Here is a 16576-nt window from a genome sequence, read left to right on the forward strand (position 1 = left end):
GGGCGATCTAGGGGTCACGGCGCCGGGAAGCCGGGATTTTCCCCGATGGGCGACGGGCTTGCGCTTCGGAAAGATGGTGCCGCAGCCACAAGGGATTCCCCGATGCGCGACGACCTTCCCCTTCCAAAGCGGCCGGGCCGCGTGAACCCCACCCCGGTGCCGGAACTCCCGGATGTCAGCGCATTGCGCGGCGAGGAAGTGCCGACTGCCTATTCCCACTACCGCACCGGCCTGTCGAACCACCGCACCGGCCTGTCCGAGCATCGCACCGACCTGTCGGAATATCGCACCGATCTCTCGACGCACCGCACCGACCTGTCGACCGACCGGACCGAGCTGTCGATGCGGCGCACGGGATTGTCGGTGCAGCGCACCCGGATGAGCGCCGACCGCACCTTGATGTCGGTGATCCGCACTTCGCTGTCGCTGATCGGCTTCGGCTTCACCCTCGCGCAATTCTTCACCAAGCTGCGCGACGCCGGCACGATCAACCACGCCGCCGCGCCGCGCAATTTCGGACTGATGCTGATCCTGCTCGGCATGCTGCTGCTGATCGGCGGGCTGATCCGGCACCTCCAGTTCGCGTTGGAGTTGCGCGCGCTGCGCAAAGAGCTGGTCGAGGAGAAGCTCCTGCACGGCGATATGGGCTATCCCGTCTCGCTCACCCTGGTCACCGCGATCCTGCTGCTCCTCATCGGCGTGGCGGCGGCGCTCAGCATCGTCTCCAGTGTCCAGGTGTTCGGCTGATGGAAATGCACCTGATGCGCCCGGGCGTGGACGGCCCGCCGGAACGCGACATGATATGGATCCCCGGCGGCAGCTTCACCATGGGATCGGAGGACCATTATCCCGAGGAGCGGCCGCTGCGCCCGGCACGGGTGAAGGGCTTCTGGATCGACCGCACCCCGGTCACCAACCGCGACTTCGCCCGCTTCGTCGCCGCGACCGGCCACCGCACCGTCGCCGAGACCCCGCCCGATCCGGAGGACTATCCCGGCGCGCTGCCCGAGATGCTGGTCGCGGCGTCGGTGGTCTTCACGCCTCCCGACCACCCGATCGATCCGCGCGGGCCATCCACCCAGTGGTGGGCAATGGTGCCCGGCGCGGACTGGCGCCACCCGACCGGGCCGGATAGCGGCATCGAGGGGCTGGAAGACCATCCGGTCGTCCATGTCGCGCTCGCCGATGTCGAGGCCTATGCCGCCTGGGCCGGCGCCGATCTCGCCACCGAAGCCGAATGGGAATTCGCCGCACGCGGCGGCCTGGTCGACGTCGAATATGCCTGGGGCGACGACTTCCAGCCGGACGGCGCCCATATGGCCAATACCTGGCAGGGCATGTTCCCCTACGCCAACACGCTCGAGGATGGCTGGCTGCGCACTTCGCCCGTCGGCGCCTTTCCGCCCAATGGCTATGGGCTGTCCGACATGATCGGCAATGTCTGGGAATGGACGGCCGACTGGTGGTCGCTGCCGGTGGTGCAGAGCCGGAATTGCTGCGGCGTCGAGAAGCTCCCGTCGAGCCGCGAGGACAGCGTCGAGACCGGCGCATCGATCGCGATACCGCGCCGGGTGCTCAAGGGCGGCTCGCACCTGTGTGCGCCCAATTACTGCCGGCGTTACCGCCCGGCGGCGCGCCACGCCCATCCGATCGACACCTCGACCTCGCATATCGGCTTTCGCTGCGTGATCCGGCCCTAGCGGCGCCTCTTGCAATGTAGGATTTCGTCTGTTCCCTCATCCGGCTGGGTTCGCCGTCCGGCCGCTCTTTGACGATGTTGGAAAGATAGGCTCACGCCTGCGCAAGGATGTTGCGAGATGCGCTGCGTTCGCGGGAACTGTGTCACCTTAAGCGCCGCGAAAATCCGCTTTGGGGGTGTACTTCGTGTACCTAGCCGAGTCGGCGCGGCCCACAATGTAGGAGGCGCGCGCTACCGCTTCGGCATGTTCATGTGCAGCGGCAGCGCCAGGTCGAGCATGAAGGCGGTGCCCTTCATCCGGTTCTTCTCGCCGAATTCCTGCAGCACCTTCAGCCGGAAGCTCGCCGGGCTGCGGCCGAGGATGGTGTTGTAGGCGACGGTGCCGCCCACCCCGTTCACCTTGCCCTTGTATGGCCCGAGCGTGGCACCCGAGCCGCTGTCGCCGGTCAGCTGCTCGAAATGATAGCCGAGCACGCCGATCGAGAATTTCTTCGACAGGATCTTCTCCACCGAGAATTCGACATGAAGGTCGTTGCCCGAATCGTAATCGGTATCGGGATTGTTGCCGTTGAAGGTGATGCCGACCTTGTGGCTCAGGTCCCAGCCCCGCTCCTCGTCATGGAAGCTGACCGCGACCGAGACATCCTCGGCCCAGCGATGGAAGGCGAGGTTGGCGAGCGCGTCGGCCCGGTAATGGCCGACCGGGATGTTCACCGTGCCGCTCAGCTGCGCGTGGAACTTGCCGCTCTTCCAGCCGAGCGTCGCCAGGGCCAGCGGGTCGCCGACCAGCAGGTTCGCATCGTGCCGGCGGACGCCGATCTGGCGGCCCAGCGGCCCGGTGATCACCGCCGAGGCATCGATCATCGGCGCGCCTATCGGCAGCGCCGCGCCGATAGCGAGGGTACCGCCCAGGAAATCGGTACTCGGCACCGCCAGCACCGTGACGAAGTCCGCCACGATCGTGGTGTCGACGTCGGTGACGAGGTTGCCGCCGATCTTGAAGTCCTTCTGCGCCTTGGTGCTGCCGATATAGGTGTAGATGGTGTTGTCGATATAGATGCCGGTCAGCGGCGGCTGGACCGCCGTGCCCGGCCCACCGCTGCCCAGCAGATAGATGCTGGCGCCATTCTCGTCGGCCTGTGCCGCGGTGACCGAAAAGGCGGCGGTCGCCAACAGGATAGAGAGCTTTCTGGTCATCGGTGGCGCTCCTGCTTGGATTGCCTCCGGGCGTAGCAACCGCCCGCAGCCCCCTGAATCGGGGAAAACCCCCGCCTCCCGCCCGGACGATCCCCCGCCCTTGCTCCGCTCATCGCAAGACCGCCATGAGGGGCCACCCCAGGAAGCTCCCCCGCCTGGGCACGGGTTTGCCCCGATGGCGGGGGCTGGACCTTCCCCACATCCTCGGCGCTCCCTTTTCCAAGGAGACGGCCATGGCCAGCAAACTCATCGCGGTCCTGTCGGCAGCGGCGCTGCTCGGCCTGTCCACCCCCGCGCTCGCCCAGAAGCAGAAGGCGCCCGACAATTGGGACGGGCTGGTCAAGGTGAAGGCGAAGAAGGTCGATCTCGCCTATCTGCTGCCGAACGCGGACTTCCGCGGCTACACCAAGGTGATGATCGACCCGACCCAGGTGTCGTTCCGCAAGAACTGGCAGCGCGACAGCAACGACATCACGATGGGGAAGCACGTCAGCGACGCGGATGCCAGGCGGATTCTCGACGAGGCGCAGAAGGGCTTCAACAAGGTATTCGCCGCGGCCTATGAGAAGGCCGGCTATCAGGTGGTGACCGCGCCCGGCCCGGACGTGCTGCGTCTCACCCCGGGGCTGGTCGATCTCGATGTCGAGGCGCCCGACACGATGGATCCGGGGATCACCCGGACCTATACGAGCGAGGCGGGCGGCGCGATCTTCGTCGTCGAGGCACGGGATTCGCTGAGCAACCAGCTGCTCGGCCGTGCGGTCGACGGGCAGGAGACCAGCGACTTCGGTCCCTATATCCGCAACCGCGCGACTAATCAGGGTGCGTTCGAGCAGCTGTTCGACCAATGGGCCAGCACCAGCGTGAAGGGGTTGGCCGAACTCAAGGCGCAGTCGCCGATCGACACTGCCGGCCAGCCGAAGAAATAGCGGAGCCGGGCCATGCGTGTCCGCCCGTTCCTGTTCGCCGTCTTCCTGCTCTCCGGCACGGCCCATGCCCAGGAGCAGGAGGCCCCCGCCAGCGGCCGGGACATCATTCGGCCGATCCAGAGCCTGGACCTGCGGACCGAAGTCGCCCGTGAAGACGGCGAGGACAAGATCACGGTAACCTTCCGCCACGATCATCCCATCGATCTCGGCGACGACTGGAAGGTCAATCTGCGCGTAGACCTGCCGGTGAAGTTCGTCGATGCGGACGAAAGCGCCGACAACGGCAGCACGCTGGGTCTCAGCAACGTGCTGTTCCAGGCGGCCTTTTCGAAAAAGCTCGGCGAGAACCAGGGCTTCGGCTTCGGCACGCAGGTCAAGCTGCCCTCGGCGAGCGACAGCCGCTTCGGCAGCGACCAGTGGCAGTTCCTGCCGATGGCAGGCTATCGCTGGCCGGTGGCGGGGATATCGAAGGACAGCTTCTTCCAGATCCTGACCCGCTATCGCTTCAGCCTGAAGGGCGACAGCAGCCGCGCCACCGCCAGCGAGTTGCAGCTCTCACCCAATCTGGAGATCGGTCTGCCGGGCAAGGCCTATGTCTCGATCTTCCCGAGCGCCGACATCCGCTACGACTTCAACACCAGGTCTTTCTTCCTGCCGCTCAACCTCGAAATCGGCAAGAAATGGGGCCGGCTGGTCACCTCGCTCGAAGGCGGCGTCGGCGTGATCAAGGGCGATGCCGACCCCTATCAATGGAAGGTCGAGGGGCGGATCGGGCTGCGCTTCTGATCCGCTATCCGCGCCGCGACCGCCGAATCTGGGCGACATCGATGCCGAGGCGCGCGATCTTGTCGTACAGCGTCTTGCGCGGCACGCCGAGCTCCTCCAGCGCCCGGGACACCCGCCCGCCATGCCGGGTGAGCGCATCGCGGATCAGCTGCTCCTCGAACTTCGCCAGCCGCGTCGGCAGGTCGGTCTGCGCACCGGCATCCGCGGCGGCGAAGCTACGGCCCGACGCGACTTCGAGCGCGAAATTCTTCAGCTCGCGCACATTGCCCGGCCAATGATGCCCGGCCAGATGCGCGTGCACCCCGGCATTCAGCGTCACTTCGCCGATGCCGAGCTGCTGCTTGGCCTCCTCCATGAACGCCGCGAACAGCAGGAACACATCGCCGCCGCATTCGCGCAGCGCCGGCACGAGCAGCCGCATCGTCGCCAGGCGATAATAGAGATCGGGCCGGAACCGGCCCTCGGCGACGGCCTTGGCGATGTCTTCCTTGGCGGTGGCGATCACGCGCAGGTCCACCGCCTCCGGACGCTCGGCGCCGATCGGATGGACCTCGCGCTCCTCGAGCACGCGCAGCAGCCGGGTCTGCATCGTCAGTGGCATCGAATCGATCTCGTCGAGCAACAACGTGCCGCCACTCGACGAGGCGATCCGCCCGACGCGCGACAGCCTGGTGTGCGGCACGCTGTCCGCCGCATGGCCGAACAGCTCTATCTCGGCCAGCCCCTCGGACAGGGCGGCGCAATTTACCGCCACGAACGGCTTGCCGCGCCGCCGGCCGCTCCGGTGGAGCATCCGCGCGACCAGCTCCTTGCCGGTGCCAGTCTCGCCTTCGAGCAGGATGTCGACATCGGCATCGGCCAGCTGGCCGATCATCGCCCGCAAGCGCGCCATCGGAACGCTGTCACCGATCAGCGGGCTCTCCTCCAGCGCCACCGCAGCAGCGGCAGCGCGGAGGTGGCGGTTCTCCATGACCAGCGCCCGCCGGTCGAGCGCGCGACGCACGGCGGCGAGCAGCCGCTCGGCGGCGAAGGGCTTGGGAATGAAGTCGAACGCGCCGTCGTGCAGTGCAGAGACGGCCATCGGCACATCGCCATGCCCGGTGACGAGCAGCACCGGGATGTCGCTGTCGATCGCACGGACGCGCGTGAGCAGTTCCAGCCCGTCCATCCCCGGCATGCGGATGTCGGAGATCACCACGCCAGGGAAATCCGGGCGCAGCCGCGCCAGCGCCGGTGCCGCGCGATCGAAGGCCAGCACGTTGAGCCCGGCCAGTTCGAGCGTCTGCAGCGTGGCGAGGCGGAGCGGCTCGTCATCTTCGACGAACATAACGACGGCGTTGTCGGGCGCGCGCATCAGGCGGCCCTCAGCGAGAGATGGAAGGCCGCGCCGCCGCCGGGGCTCGGCGTGTGGGCGATGTCCCCACCGAACTCGCGGGCGATGTCGCGGGCGATGGCGAGGCCGAGTCCCAGGCCGCCGGCCTTTGCCGACGTGAAGGGCGAGAACAGCGTGTCGGCGACCTCCGCATCAACGCCGGCGCCATTGTCGATGACCGAGAGACGTACCGCCTCTCCTTCGCGAACGCCCTCGACCAGGATCCGCGCCTCCTTCACGCCCTGCACCGCATCGAGTGCGTTCTGGAGCAGGTTGATCAGGATCTGCTCGAGCCGGATCCGGTCGCCCCGGACGCTTACGCCGCGCAATGCCTTCGAGACCTTGAGCGTCACCACGCCGCGCGCCCGCTCGCCGAGCAGCAGCAGCGTGCCGTCGAGGATCGAACCGATATGGGCATGGCCCTCGGCCGGCGTCTTGCGCCGGGCAAAGGCACGCAGCTCAGAGGTGATCGTGCCGATCCGCTCGGTCAGCGAGACGATCTGCTTGAGGTTCGCGCTCGCCTTGTCGGGCGCGGCGCGCTCGAGGAAGGTCGCGGCATTCTCGGCGAACGTGCGGATCGCCGCCACCGGCTGGTTGATCTCATGCGCGACGCCGGCGGTGATCTGGCCGAGCGAGCCAAGGCGGCTGGCCTGCGCCAATTCTTCGCGCGCCGCGCGGTAGCGGCGATCGGCTTCGATCCGCTCCTCGGACTCGACGATGAGCAGGGCATTGGCTTCGCGAAGTTCGGCGGTGCGACGCTCGACCTCGGCTTCGAGCCGCGCCTGGTGGTGGCGCTGCAGGCGGCGCTTCTCGGCCGAACGCAGCGCCAGGCCGATCAGGATGCCGGCGGTAAGCAGGGTCGCCAGCGCGATCAGCAGCGCCTGGGTCCGGGCCGCGGCCAGCGGCGGCTCGAGCGGTGCGAGATGGACCAGATGTGCGTCTGCCAGCGAGGCGGGCTCCGATGCGGCACGATAGCGCTGGGCCTTGCCGCTGGCCTCCACCTGCGCCGCGGCACCCTGGATCGTCACCGGTGCCCGCCGGGGCGGCTGGGCGCCGAACTGGAGCGTGCGCCGCGCACCGGCCAGCGTCGCGGCGTCGAGCGCCCGGGTCGCCTGGAAGCGCCAAGCCGGGATCGAGGTGACCAGGATCACGCCATGCGCATCGGTGACGATCGTGATCCCCGGCGCGCGTGCCCAGGCCGCCTCGACTTCGTCGAACTCGACCTTGACCACCACCACGCCGAGCGCCTGGCCGTCGCGATCGACGCGGCGCGCCAGATACAGGCCGGGACGCCCGCTGATCGTGCCCAGCGCGAACAGCTCGGAGGCGCCGCGCGCCATCGCGTCGCGGAAATAGGGGCGGAAGCCATAGGATTGGCCGACAAAACTGGTCGGCAGCCGCCAGTTGCTCGCGGCGACCGTCTTGCCCTGGCGATCGATGACATAGATCACCGCGGCATCGGTGCGCCCGGCGAGCAGCTCGAGCGTCGCATTCAGGCGGCGCTGTGCCAGCGGATCCCCGCCGCGCAGCGCGGGCGCGATCTCGGGGTTCTCGCTCAGCACCAGCGGCAACAGGCGGAACTTCTGGAGCTCGGAATTGAGCAGCCCGACATGCGCGCGCGCCGTCTGCTGCGCGACGGCGTCGGCCGAACCGCGCGCCTGCCCCGTCGCCCAGCGGCTACCGGTCCAGGCGAGCAGCAGGATCACGGCGATAACCAGGACCGCGAGAAGGAGACGCTGACGGGTTCGGATGCTCATTTGTGCGGATTATCGCACATTTCGACCAAAGCGCGCGCGGCATTTCACACAGTTTTGCGCGGAGCAGCCGGCGCTTCTCTCGAGTAACCTCATGTAACTCAAATACTTATCCCGACATTTCCGAAACGCTGGAGGGCCACGGCGAGACGGATAAGGTGCACGCCCAAGACCCCAGCACAAGAGGTCGCGCGCCACGCCGGCGCGACAGAGGAGAGTATGATCATCCAGTCGATCCCCGACGGGCAGCCCCTTGCTGTCCGCAAGCCCTTTTACCGGCATCTGTATTTCCAGGTGCTGGTGGCGATCGCGCTGGGCGTGACGATCGGCCATTTCTGGCCGGCGACAGGCGAGTCGCTCAAGCCGCTCGGCGAAGGCTTCATCAAGCTGGTGAAGATGGTGATCGCGCCGGTGATCTTCCTCACCGTGGTCAGCGGCATCGCCGGCATGCGCGAGCTCGGCTCGGTCGGGCGCGTCGCCGCCAAGGCGTTCGGCTATTTCCTGTTCTTCTCCACCCTAGCACTGATCCTCGGCCTGATCGTCGCCAATGTCGTCCAGCCCGGCGCGGGGATGAACATCGATCCGCGCACGCTCGATGCCGGCGCGGTCGCCGACTATGCGCATCAGGCGCACGAGACGACGGTCACCGGCTTCCTGATGTCGATCATCCCGACCACCCTGCTCTCGGCGCTCACCGAAGGCTCGATCCTCCAGACCCTGTTCGTTGCGGTGCTGTTCGGCGTGGCGATGGTGCTGGTCGGCAAGCCCGCCGAGCCCGTGCTCGATTTCGTCGAGCGGCTCGCGCTGATCGTCTTCCGCGTCGTCGGCCTGCTGATGCGCGTCGCACCGATCGGCGCGTTCGGTGCAATGGCATTCACGATCGGCAAATACGGCGTCGAATCGCTCGGCAACCTCGCCTGGCTGGTCGGCACCTTCTACGCGACATCGCTGTTCTTCGTGCTGGTGATCCTGGGCATTGTCGCCCGGCTGCACGGTTTCTCGATCCTGCGCCTGCTCGCCTATCTCAAGGGCGAGCTGCTGCTGGTGCTCGGCACCTCGTCGTCCGAAGCCGCCCTGCCCAGCCTGATGGCCAAGCTCGAAGGCGCCGGCTGCGAGAAGGGCGTGGTCGGCTTGGTCGTGCCGACCGGCTATTCGTTCAACCTGGACGGCACCAACATCTACATGACGCTGGCGGCCTTGTTCATAGCGCAGGCGACCGGCGCGCAGCTGAGCTGGGGCGACCAGATCCTGCTCGTCCTGGTCGCGATGCTGAGTTCCAAGGGGGCCGCCGGCGTCACCGGCGCCGGGTTCATCACGCTGGCGGCCACGCTGTCGATCGTGCCGAGCGTGCCAGTGGCGGGCATGACGCTGATCCTCGGCGTCGATCGCTTCATGAGCGAGTGCCGCAGCCTCACCAATTTCGTCGGCAACGCAGTCGCCGCGATCGTCGTCGCGCGCTGGGAGAACAAGCTAGACCGCGCGGCGCTGGACGCTGCGCTCCACGGCCGCATGCTGTCGAAATCACAAGACCTAGAACAAATGAAACAGGGAGAGAGCGAATGAAGAAGGGGTACAGGCAGATCGCCCTGACCGCGGGCAGCGCGCTGGGCGTGCTGATGATCGCGCAGGCGCACGCACAGGAAACGCCGGCACCGGCGACGCAGGAGGTTCCCGCAGCGCAGGAGGAAGCGACCCCCGCGACCGACGAGATCGTCGTGGTCGGCAGCCAGATCAAGGGCGCCAGCACCACCGCCGCGCTCCCTGTCTCGGTCATGGACGCCAACCAGATCGAAGCGACCGGCGCGCTTTCGGGCGACGAGCTGTTCCGCTCGATCCCGCAGGCCGGCGACGTGACCTTCAACGAGTCGAACAATGCGCAGACCAGCAACGCGGCGCGCGGCGACGTCAACTCGATCAACCTGCGCAATTTGGGCGTCGGCAACACGCTGGTGCTGCTGAACGGCCGCCGCCTGGTCAACCACCCGACCAGCCAGGCCGGCGACGGCAACGTGCCGGTGCTCGGCTACAACGCCAATTCGCTTCCCGTCGCGGGTATCCAGCGGCTCGAGATCCTGCGAGACGGCGCCGCCGCCATCTATGGCTCGGATGCCGTGGCCGGCGTGGTCAACACCGTCACCAAGGACAAGTTCAACGGTGCCTCGCTCGACTTCCGTTACGGCGGCGCCGAGGGAACCCACCGCCGCGAATTCCAGGTGACCGGCACCGTCGGCAGCAACTTCGCGGGCGGGCGCGGCAATATCTCGCTGTACCTCGACTATACCCACCGCACTGCGCAGCTGGCCGAGGACCAGCCCTATACGGCAACGGACAACCTCATGTCCTATTTCGCCGACGATCCCGCCTTTGCCGGCAATCTGGCCGCGGACGGGCGCGCCACCCAGTCGCCCTGGGCGAACCTGGCCGTGGTGGGCGGGCCCGGCACGATCCGTCGCAGCCCGGGCAACCAGGCGCTGACCTCGTCGGCGGGCGCCTTCCACACCCAGTCGAGCGCCAATCCGGGCTGCCTGGTCGCGATCAATGCCGACACCTGCTACGCCAGCGGCACCCGCGCCACCGCGACGACGCTGCGCTCCGAACGGTTCGACACGCGCATCGGCACCACCGTCTCGCCGAGCATCGACCGCTACAACAGCTTTGCCAGCGCGCATTACGACATCTCGGACAGCCTGACCGCCTATGGCGAGGCCGGCTTCTACTATGCCGAGACGACACGCATCCAGCCGCCGACGATCAACTTGAACGCAATCGTGATCCCGGCATCCAACTATTGGAACCCGTTCGGCCCGACGACGCTGAACGGCGCGGCCAATCCGAACCGCATCCCGGGCCTGACCAACGTGCCGGCCGCCGGCCTGGCGGTGCGCCTGTCCACCTATCGCTTCGTCGATGCCGGCTTGCAGACGGTGAACGTCACCAACTGGCAGTCGCGCTTCCTGGGCGGGCTTAAGGGAGAGATCGGCAGCTTCGATTTCGACACCGCCTTGCTCTATTCGGCAGCGCAGGCGACCGACGTCTCCAACGCGATCAACATGACCAAGCTGCAGCGCAACCTCGCGCTGTCGACGCCCGAGGCGTACAACCCGTTCAGCGGCGGCTGCGCGGCGACGCCGAGCGTCGGGGACTGCTCGCCGGCATCGGCCACCACGATAGACTCCTTCCAGTTCGACCTGAAGCGCCGGTCCAAGACCACGCTCGCGCTCGCCGACTTCAAGTTGTCCAACGCGCGTCTGCTCGCTTTGCCCGGCGGCAACCTCGGCATCGCCTTCGGCGTCGAAGCGCGCCGCGAGACGCAGCGCGATGATCGCGATCCCAATCTCAACGGCGAGATCGGCTTCATCGACATGGTGACCGGCGAGACCAACCTCTCGAACGTCGCCGCGGTCAGCCCGACGCCGAGCACCAGCGGCGCCCGCACGGTCTTCTCGGCCTTTGCCGAGCTCGCCGTGCCGATAGTGTCGCCCGACATGCACGTGCCCCTGGTCCATCGCCTCGATGTCCAGCTGGCAGGGCGCTACGAGCATTACAGCGACTTCGGATCGGTGGCGAAGCCCAAGATTGCCGCGGCCTGGGATCTGGTCGATGGCATCCGCCTGCGCGGCTCCTGGTCGCAAGGCTTCCGAGCGCCGAACCTGGAGCAGACCAACACCGTCGCCTATTCGCGCCTGAACAGCAATTCGCTGGCCGCGACGGACTATTATCGCTGCGAGGCCGACCTGCGCGCCGGCCGCATCACGACGTTCAGCGCGTGCAGCCGCGGCATCGGCTATTCGATCTTCATCAGCGGCAATCCGAACCTGAATCCGGAGAACAGCACGAGTTGGACCGTCGGCACGGTGCTCCAGCCCAAGTTCATCCCGGAGAGCGCCGGGCGGCTGACGTTGACCGCCGATTTCTGGTCGATCAAGCAGACCGGCATCGTCGGCCAGTTCGGCGCGCAGAATGCGCTGGTGCTCGACTATCTCCTGCGCACCCAGGGATCGAGCAACCCGAACGTGATCCGCGCGCCGCTGACGGCCGACGACCTGCCGGCCTTTGCCGGATCGGGCCTGACGCCGACCGGCGCGGTGACCCGGATCAACGACCAGTTCGTGAACCTGCTGCCGCAGACGGTGCAGGGCATCGACCTGGCGCTGCTCTACAATGTCCGCACGGGCATCGGCAAGTTCGACCTGGCGATCAACGGCGCCCGGCTGACCGAATTCTCGCGCGACACCCCGCCGGCAGTGCAGGCCCTGTTCGACGCGCGCGCGGCCGGCCTGATCAATCCCGCCACGCCGCTCACCGATTCGAGTGACCTGATCGAGCAGCGCGGCAAGCCCAAGTGGCGCGTCACCGGATCGCTCACCTGGTCGCAGGCTGGGTGGCAGATCGGCGCCTTCGCCAATTATATCGGCGGCGTCTACGATCCCAACTTCCTCGATGCGAACGGCAATCCGTACCGGCTGGAGGGCCAGACGACCTTCAACCTCTACGTCCAGTATCGCATCAAGGGCGGCGTGCTCGACGACACGCGCTTCCGCATCGGCGCGCGCAACATCTTCGACAAGCAGCCGCCGATCACGGCGGACGGCTATCTGGGCTCGCTCTACAACCCCTATGGCCGCTATCTGTACATGACGATCGGCAAGAGGTTCTGATGCGCCTGTTCTTCTCCCTCGTGGCCGCGATTCTTTTCGCGGCCACGCCTGCCCTCGCCCAGGACGATCTGGGCAAGCCGGAAGTCTATGCCGTGTGGCCGGGCAACCCGCCGGGGCATGGCAAGCCTTCGGGTCCGGAGAAGGTCGGCAATGAGGGCGGGCAGACCGGTTCCTGGTCGAACATCTCGGAGCCGCGCTACGAGGTCTATCGGCCCAAGCACCCGAACGGCGCCGCGGCGCTGCTGCTGGGCGGCGGCGGCTATTTCCGCATCCAGATCGGCTCGGCCAAGGATGTCGCCGCCAAGCTGCTCGCCCAGGGCATCACGCCGGTGATCCTCTATTACCGCCTGCCCGGCGATGGCTGGAATGCCGATGCGCCCTTCCAGGACGCCCAGCGCACGCTGCGGCTGCTCAAGGCGGGCGCCAAGCGCTGGGGGCTGGATCCGGCGCGGATCGGCGTGGTCGGCATGTCGGCGGGCGGGCATCTCGCGGGCATGATGGCAACGCGCGGCAACCATGATTTCTATCCGCCGCTCGACGAGGCGGACAAGCTCAACGCCGTCCCCGCCTTTGCCGGCTTGATCTACCCAGTGGTCTCGATGCGACCGCCGATCGACACCACCCAGACCCGCAAGAAGCTGTCCACCCTGCCCGATTACCGCGATTTCTATTCGGTCGAGGCGCAGGTCGATGCGAACACCCCGCCGGTGTTCCTCGCCCATGCCGCCGACGATCCGATCGCCAATGTCGAGCATTCGCTGCGCATGTTCGCCGCAATGCGCGCCGCCGGGCGTCCGGTGGAGCTGCACGTCTTCGAAAAGGGCGGCCATAGCTGGGGTGCGGGCAAGCCCGGCACACTGGTGGCGCAATGGCCGGCGCTGTTCCTCACCTGGCTGCGCGAGCACCAGCTCCTCTAGTGACGAAGCGGGGGAGCCGATGACACCGGCTCCCCCGCCTGGCGCTCAGAAGGCGGCGCTTACCGAGAAAACCACCCGCGAACCCGCGATCGACGAACCGTCCTTCACCCGCGAGAAATTGGGCTGGATGTACGCCGAATCGGCCGCACTGATGTCGGTATCGACATAGGCAACGCCGAGCGTCAGCGGGCCCACTGCGACATCGGCGCCGATCAGCCAGTCGAGATACTTGCCCGTAGGCGCGATGCTGGTGCCGTTCGGCCCGAGGCCGGGATTGCCGTCCGAATAGCCGAGATGTGCCTTGAGCGTGACCGGCGTGCCGGGAACCCCGCTGCTGATATCGCCCCAGAGATAGAAATTGTCTTCCTTGTCGCCTGCCACGCTCTGCGGCGTGTTGCTCCAGTTGCCGAGCGCTTCCTGGGCCGGCGCATAGGCGACGCCGACCAGCGCCGAGACCGGTCCGAGCGAGCTGCTCAGCTTCACATAGGGTTCGGCGAAGTCGGTCTTGTCCGCGCCCGAGGGGTACATGTACCAGGTCACGCCGATATCGACTGCGGTGCCGCCGCCCAAGTCTGCCTTGTAGCCAGCGATCAGGTCGAGTTCCATGTTCGCGCCGCCAAAGGTGCCCCAGCCGGAGAGGTTTGAAGCCCAGGCGCCGCCATAGAGCCCGCTTTCATGGCTGACGGTGATGCCGCCTTGCACGGCCATGCCCTTGTCGCTCTGCGACACGCCGCGATAGCGATAGTCGGAGACCAGCGCGATGTTGCCGGAAACAGTAACGGGCCCCGGCGCTTCTTCCTGCGCGAAAGCCGGTGCGGCCGTGCAGCACAGCACGGCCGCGATAAGGTGCTTCTTCATGCGGGCATTCCCCTTGTCTTCGAGAATGTTCCCGCCTGCGGCCGGAAAGTGCGGCTCTCTCGTCCCGGAAGGGAGGAGGACGGGAGCCGCTGCTTTCCGACCTTCTAAGTGCCGGCCCAGTCGGGCCGGCGGGTTGCTCCTTTGTGAGGAAGTGTTGCTGGGGCTTCAGGCCGGCTGGAGCTTGCGAAGCTGGTCGGGATGCCCGCTCAGTTCCACCTTGAGCCCGCGTGCCCGGCGCCGCTGCACCCAGTCCCGCAGTGTCTCGGCGCTGGTGTGGTCGATCCCCGGCACCTTGTCGAAGGCAAGGTGGACCGGCTGGTCGCCCGGCACCGCGTCGAGCGCGCTGTTGAGCTTGGGCAAAGTGACGAAGGTCGCGGCACCGTCGAGGTTGATGCGGTGCGCGTCCTCGCCATGCTCGGCATCGACCTTGAGGCGCAGGCGGCGGAAGTGCGGGAGCAGTTCCAGCGCCGAGAGTGCCAGGCCGATGAGCACGCCGGTCAGCAGATCGGTCGCCACCACCAGCACGAAGGTCACCGCCCAGATCGCAGCGGGCAGCATGCCGTAATGGTGGAACAGGTGCCGGACATGGCTGACGCTCACCAGTTTCCAGCCGGTGACGACGAGCACGCCGCCGAGCGCCGCCATCGGGATCTCGCGCAGCAGCCAGGGCAGCAGCGCCGCGAAACCGAGCAGCCAGGCACCGTGGAGCACTGCGGACATCCGGGTGACCGCGCCCGCCTGGACGTTGGCCGAGCTGCGTACGATCACGCCGGTCATCGGCAGCGCGCCGGCCAGGCCGCAGAGCAAATTGCCGACGCCCTGTGCGCGCAGCTCCTTGTTATAGTCGGTGCGCACGCCGTCATGCATGCGATCGACCGCGGCGGCCGAAAGCAGCGTCTCGGCGCTGGCGATGAACGCCACTGCAACCGCCGCGATGAGGATCGCCGGGCTCATGAACGAACCGAGGAAGCCCTCGCCCGGCAGCGTCACCGCCGAGGCGAGCGAGTCCGGCACCGCGACGCGCACCACCTCAAGCCCGAAGCCGAACGCGACGAGCGTCGCGCCGACCACGCCGACCAGCGCACCCGGCACCAGGCGCAGCGCCTTGGGCTTGAGCTTGTCCCAGCCGAGCATAAGCGCGATGGTCAGCACGCCCAGCCCCAGCGCCAGCTCGGTGCCGGCGATGTTGGTCGGATCGAGGCCGAACAGCCTGCCCGGCAGCGCCGCGAGGTTCTCGAGGCCGCTCGACAGCGGCTTGGCGTCGAACAAGGTATGGAACTGGCCCACCACGATCAGCGCGCCGATGCCCGCGAGCATGCCGTGCACCACGGCCGGCGAGATCGCGCGGAACCAGCCGCCGACCCTGGCGACGCCTGCCAGCACCTGCAGCGCACCGGCGAGCACCAGGATCGCGCCGAGCGCGGCCAGGCCATGCTCGCGCACCAGCTCGAACACGATCACCGCCAGGCCGGCGGCGGGGCCGCTGACCTGGAGCGGCGAACCGGCGATCAGGCCGACGAGCACGCCGCCGATGATGCCGGTGATCAGGCCCTTTTCGGGCGGCAGGCCCGAGGCGACGGCGATGCCCATGCAGAGCGGCATCGCGACGAGGAAGACGACGATCGAGGCCGTGAAATCGCGGACGACCCAGCCCTTGGGGAGCGAAACGGAGGTCATTCGGCAGCTTCCACCAGATCGAAGTCAGCCGCGCGGCGCTGGCCCGACTTCACTGCGACGGGAAGCGGCTGATCGTCGCGGACGATCTGGAAGCGGTTGGTGTCGCCGTCGAGCGCCAGGATCTGCCCGGCATGGATGTCGACGAACCAGCCGTGCAGCGCGATCTCGCCGCGCGCGATCCCCGACGCGACCGAGGGATGGGTACGCAGATGGGCGAGCTGGGCGACGACATTCTCCAGGCTGATCGCGCGGACGCGGTCGCCTTCCTCGAGACCCGGATAGGCATCGGCGACGACCTTCTGCGCGGCGTCGGAGTGGTTCAGCCACACGGCGACATTGGGCATGGCCGCGACCATCTCGGGATGGGCGACCGCCTTCATCGCGCCGCAGTCCGAATGGCCGCAGACGATGATGTCGCGCACGCCAAGCGCCATCACCGCGTATTCGACGGTGGCGGAGACGCCGCCGATCTTCTGGGCGAACGGGGGCACGATGTTGCCGGCGTTGCGGCAGACGAACAGGTCGCCGGGATCCGCCTGCATGATGTGCTCGGGCACCACGCGCGAATCCGCGCAGGAGATCATCAGTGCCTTGGGGCTCTGGCCCTGGGTGGCGAGCTTGCCATAGAGCGCGCTCTTGTTCGGGAAGACGGTCTTCTCGAAGCTGAAGACCCGGCCAATCAACTCGTTCACGGTTACAACTCCTTGGTACGATGGAGTGCAACCTAAG

Annotated in this window: 13 protein-coding genes; 7 read left to right on the forward strand and 6 right to left on the reverse strand. The window is 67.3% G+C overall.

The features are described 5' to 3' along the window. The first annotated feature begins 102 nt into the window (after positions 1 to 102). A complete protein-coding gene (locus AC1RPL_RS06030; RefSeq protein ID WP_493068346.1) occupies positions 103 to 747 on the forward strand; it encodes a YidH family protein in 645 nt (214 codons plus the stop codon). 50 nt (positions 748 to 797) lie between these two features. Next, complete coding sequence (locus AC1RPL_RS06035; RefSeq protein WP_493069089.1) at positions 798 to 1700, forward strand: formylglycine-generating enzyme family protein; 903 nt, start codon at positions 798 to 800, stop codon at positions 1698 to 1700. Positions 1701 to 1930: 230 nt separating this feature from the next. On the opposite strand, the gene AC1RPL_RS06040 is transcribed toward AC1RPL_RS06035, so the two are convergent. Further along, the gene (locus AC1RPL_RS06040; RefSeq protein WP_493068347.1) at positions 1931 to 2896 is read right to left on the reverse strand and encodes a SphA family protein; all 966 of its coding nucleotides are present in this window, start codon (positions 2894 to 2896) and stop codon (positions 1931 to 1933) included. Positions 2897 to 3129: 233 nt separating this feature from the next. Between AC1RPL_RS06040 and AC1RPL_RS06045 the strand changes: the two genes are divergently transcribed. Together AC1RPL_RS06045 and AC1RPL_RS06050 are read left to right on the forward strand one after the other, a co-directional pair. Continuing rightward, a complete protein-coding gene (locus AC1RPL_RS06045; RefSeq protein WP_493068348.1) occupies positions 3130 to 3825 on the forward strand; it encodes a DUF3313 family protein in 696 nt (231 codons plus the stop codon). Between the two features lie 12 nt (positions 3826 to 3837). Further along, the gene (locus AC1RPL_RS06050; protein WP_493068349.1) at positions 3838 to 4611 is read left to right on the forward strand and encodes a hypothetical protein; all 774 of its coding nucleotides are present in this window, start codon (positions 3838 to 3840) and stop codon (positions 4609 to 4611) included. A gap of 4 nt (positions 4612 to 4615) precedes the next feature. Here the strand turns inward: AC1RPL_RS06050 and AC1RPL_RS06055 are convergent, their stop codons facing one another. Together AC1RPL_RS06055 and AC1RPL_RS06060 are read right to left on the reverse strand one after the other, a co-directional pair. Beyond that, positions 4616 to 5965 carry a sigma-54-dependent transcriptional regulator gene (locus AC1RPL_RS06055; RefSeq protein ID WP_493068350.1) on the reverse strand — a complete coding sequence of 450 codons (1350 nt, stop codon included), beginning with the start codon at positions 5963 to 5965 and terminating at the stop codon, positions 4616 to 4618. Beyond that, a complete protein-coding gene (locus AC1RPL_RS06060; protein ID WP_493068351.1) occupies positions 5965 to 7740 on the reverse strand; it encodes a sensor histidine kinase in 1776 nt (591 codons plus the stop codon). Before AC1RPL_RS06060 ends, AC1RPL_RS06055 begins: the two co-directional genes overlap by 1 nt. A gap of 216 nt (positions 7741 to 7956) precedes the next feature. Between AC1RPL_RS06060 and AC1RPL_RS06065 the strand changes: the two genes are divergently transcribed. Genes AC1RPL_RS06065 through AC1RPL_RS06075 form a run of 3 tightly spaced genes read left to right on the forward strand, consistent with a single transcriptional unit; the run spans position 7957 to position 13312 of the window. Beyond that, a complete protein-coding gene (locus AC1RPL_RS06065; RefSeq protein ID WP_493068352.1) occupies positions 7957 to 9300 on the forward strand; it encodes a dicarboxylate/amino acid:cation symporter in 1344 nt (447 codons plus the stop codon). Continuing rightward, positions 9297 to 12395, forward strand: a complete 3099-nt coding sequence (locus AC1RPL_RS06070; RefSeq protein WP_493068353.1) for a TonB-dependent receptor domain-containing protein — start codon at positions 9297 to 9299, stop codon at positions 12393 to 12395. Before AC1RPL_RS06065 ends, AC1RPL_RS06070 begins: the two co-directional genes overlap by 4 nt. After that, positions 12395 to 13312 (forward strand): alpha/beta hydrolase, encoded by a 918-nt coding sequence (locus AC1RPL_RS06075; protein WP_493068354.1) that lies wholly within the window; start codon positions 12395 to 12397, stop codon positions 13310 to 13312. Before AC1RPL_RS06070 ends, AC1RPL_RS06075 begins: the two co-directional genes overlap by 1 nt. A 45-nt stretch (positions 13313 to 13357) precedes the next feature. Here AC1RPL_RS06075 and AC1RPL_RS06080 read toward each other — a convergent pair whose 3' ends face one another. The 3 genes from AC1RPL_RS06080 to AC1RPL_RS06090 form a co-directional block, all read right to left on the reverse strand. Next, on the reverse strand, positions 13358 to 14170 hold the full coding sequence (locus tag AC1RPL_RS06080) for a TorF family putative porin (RefSeq protein WP_493068355.1): 813 nt from the start codon (positions 14168 to 14170) through the stop codon (positions 13358 to 13360). Positions 14171 to 14335: 165 nt separating this feature from the next. Next, positions 14336 to 15847 (reverse strand): SulP family inorganic anion transporter, encoded by a 1512-nt coding sequence (locus AC1RPL_RS06085; RefSeq protein WP_493068356.1) that lies wholly within the window; start codon positions 15845 to 15847, stop codon positions 14336 to 14338. After that, the gene (locus AC1RPL_RS06090; RefSeq protein ID WP_493068357.1) at positions 15844 to 16539 is read right to left on the reverse strand and encodes a carbonic anhydrase; all 696 of its coding nucleotides are present in this window, start codon (positions 16537 to 16539) and stop codon (positions 15844 to 15846) included. The genes AC1RPL_RS06085 and AC1RPL_RS06090 overlap by 4 nt, the downstream gene beginning before the upstream one ends. Between the last annotated feature and the right edge of the window lie 37 nt (positions 16540 to 16576).

Source organism: Sphingomonas sp. GW821-FHT12D09 (assembly GCF_058807215.1).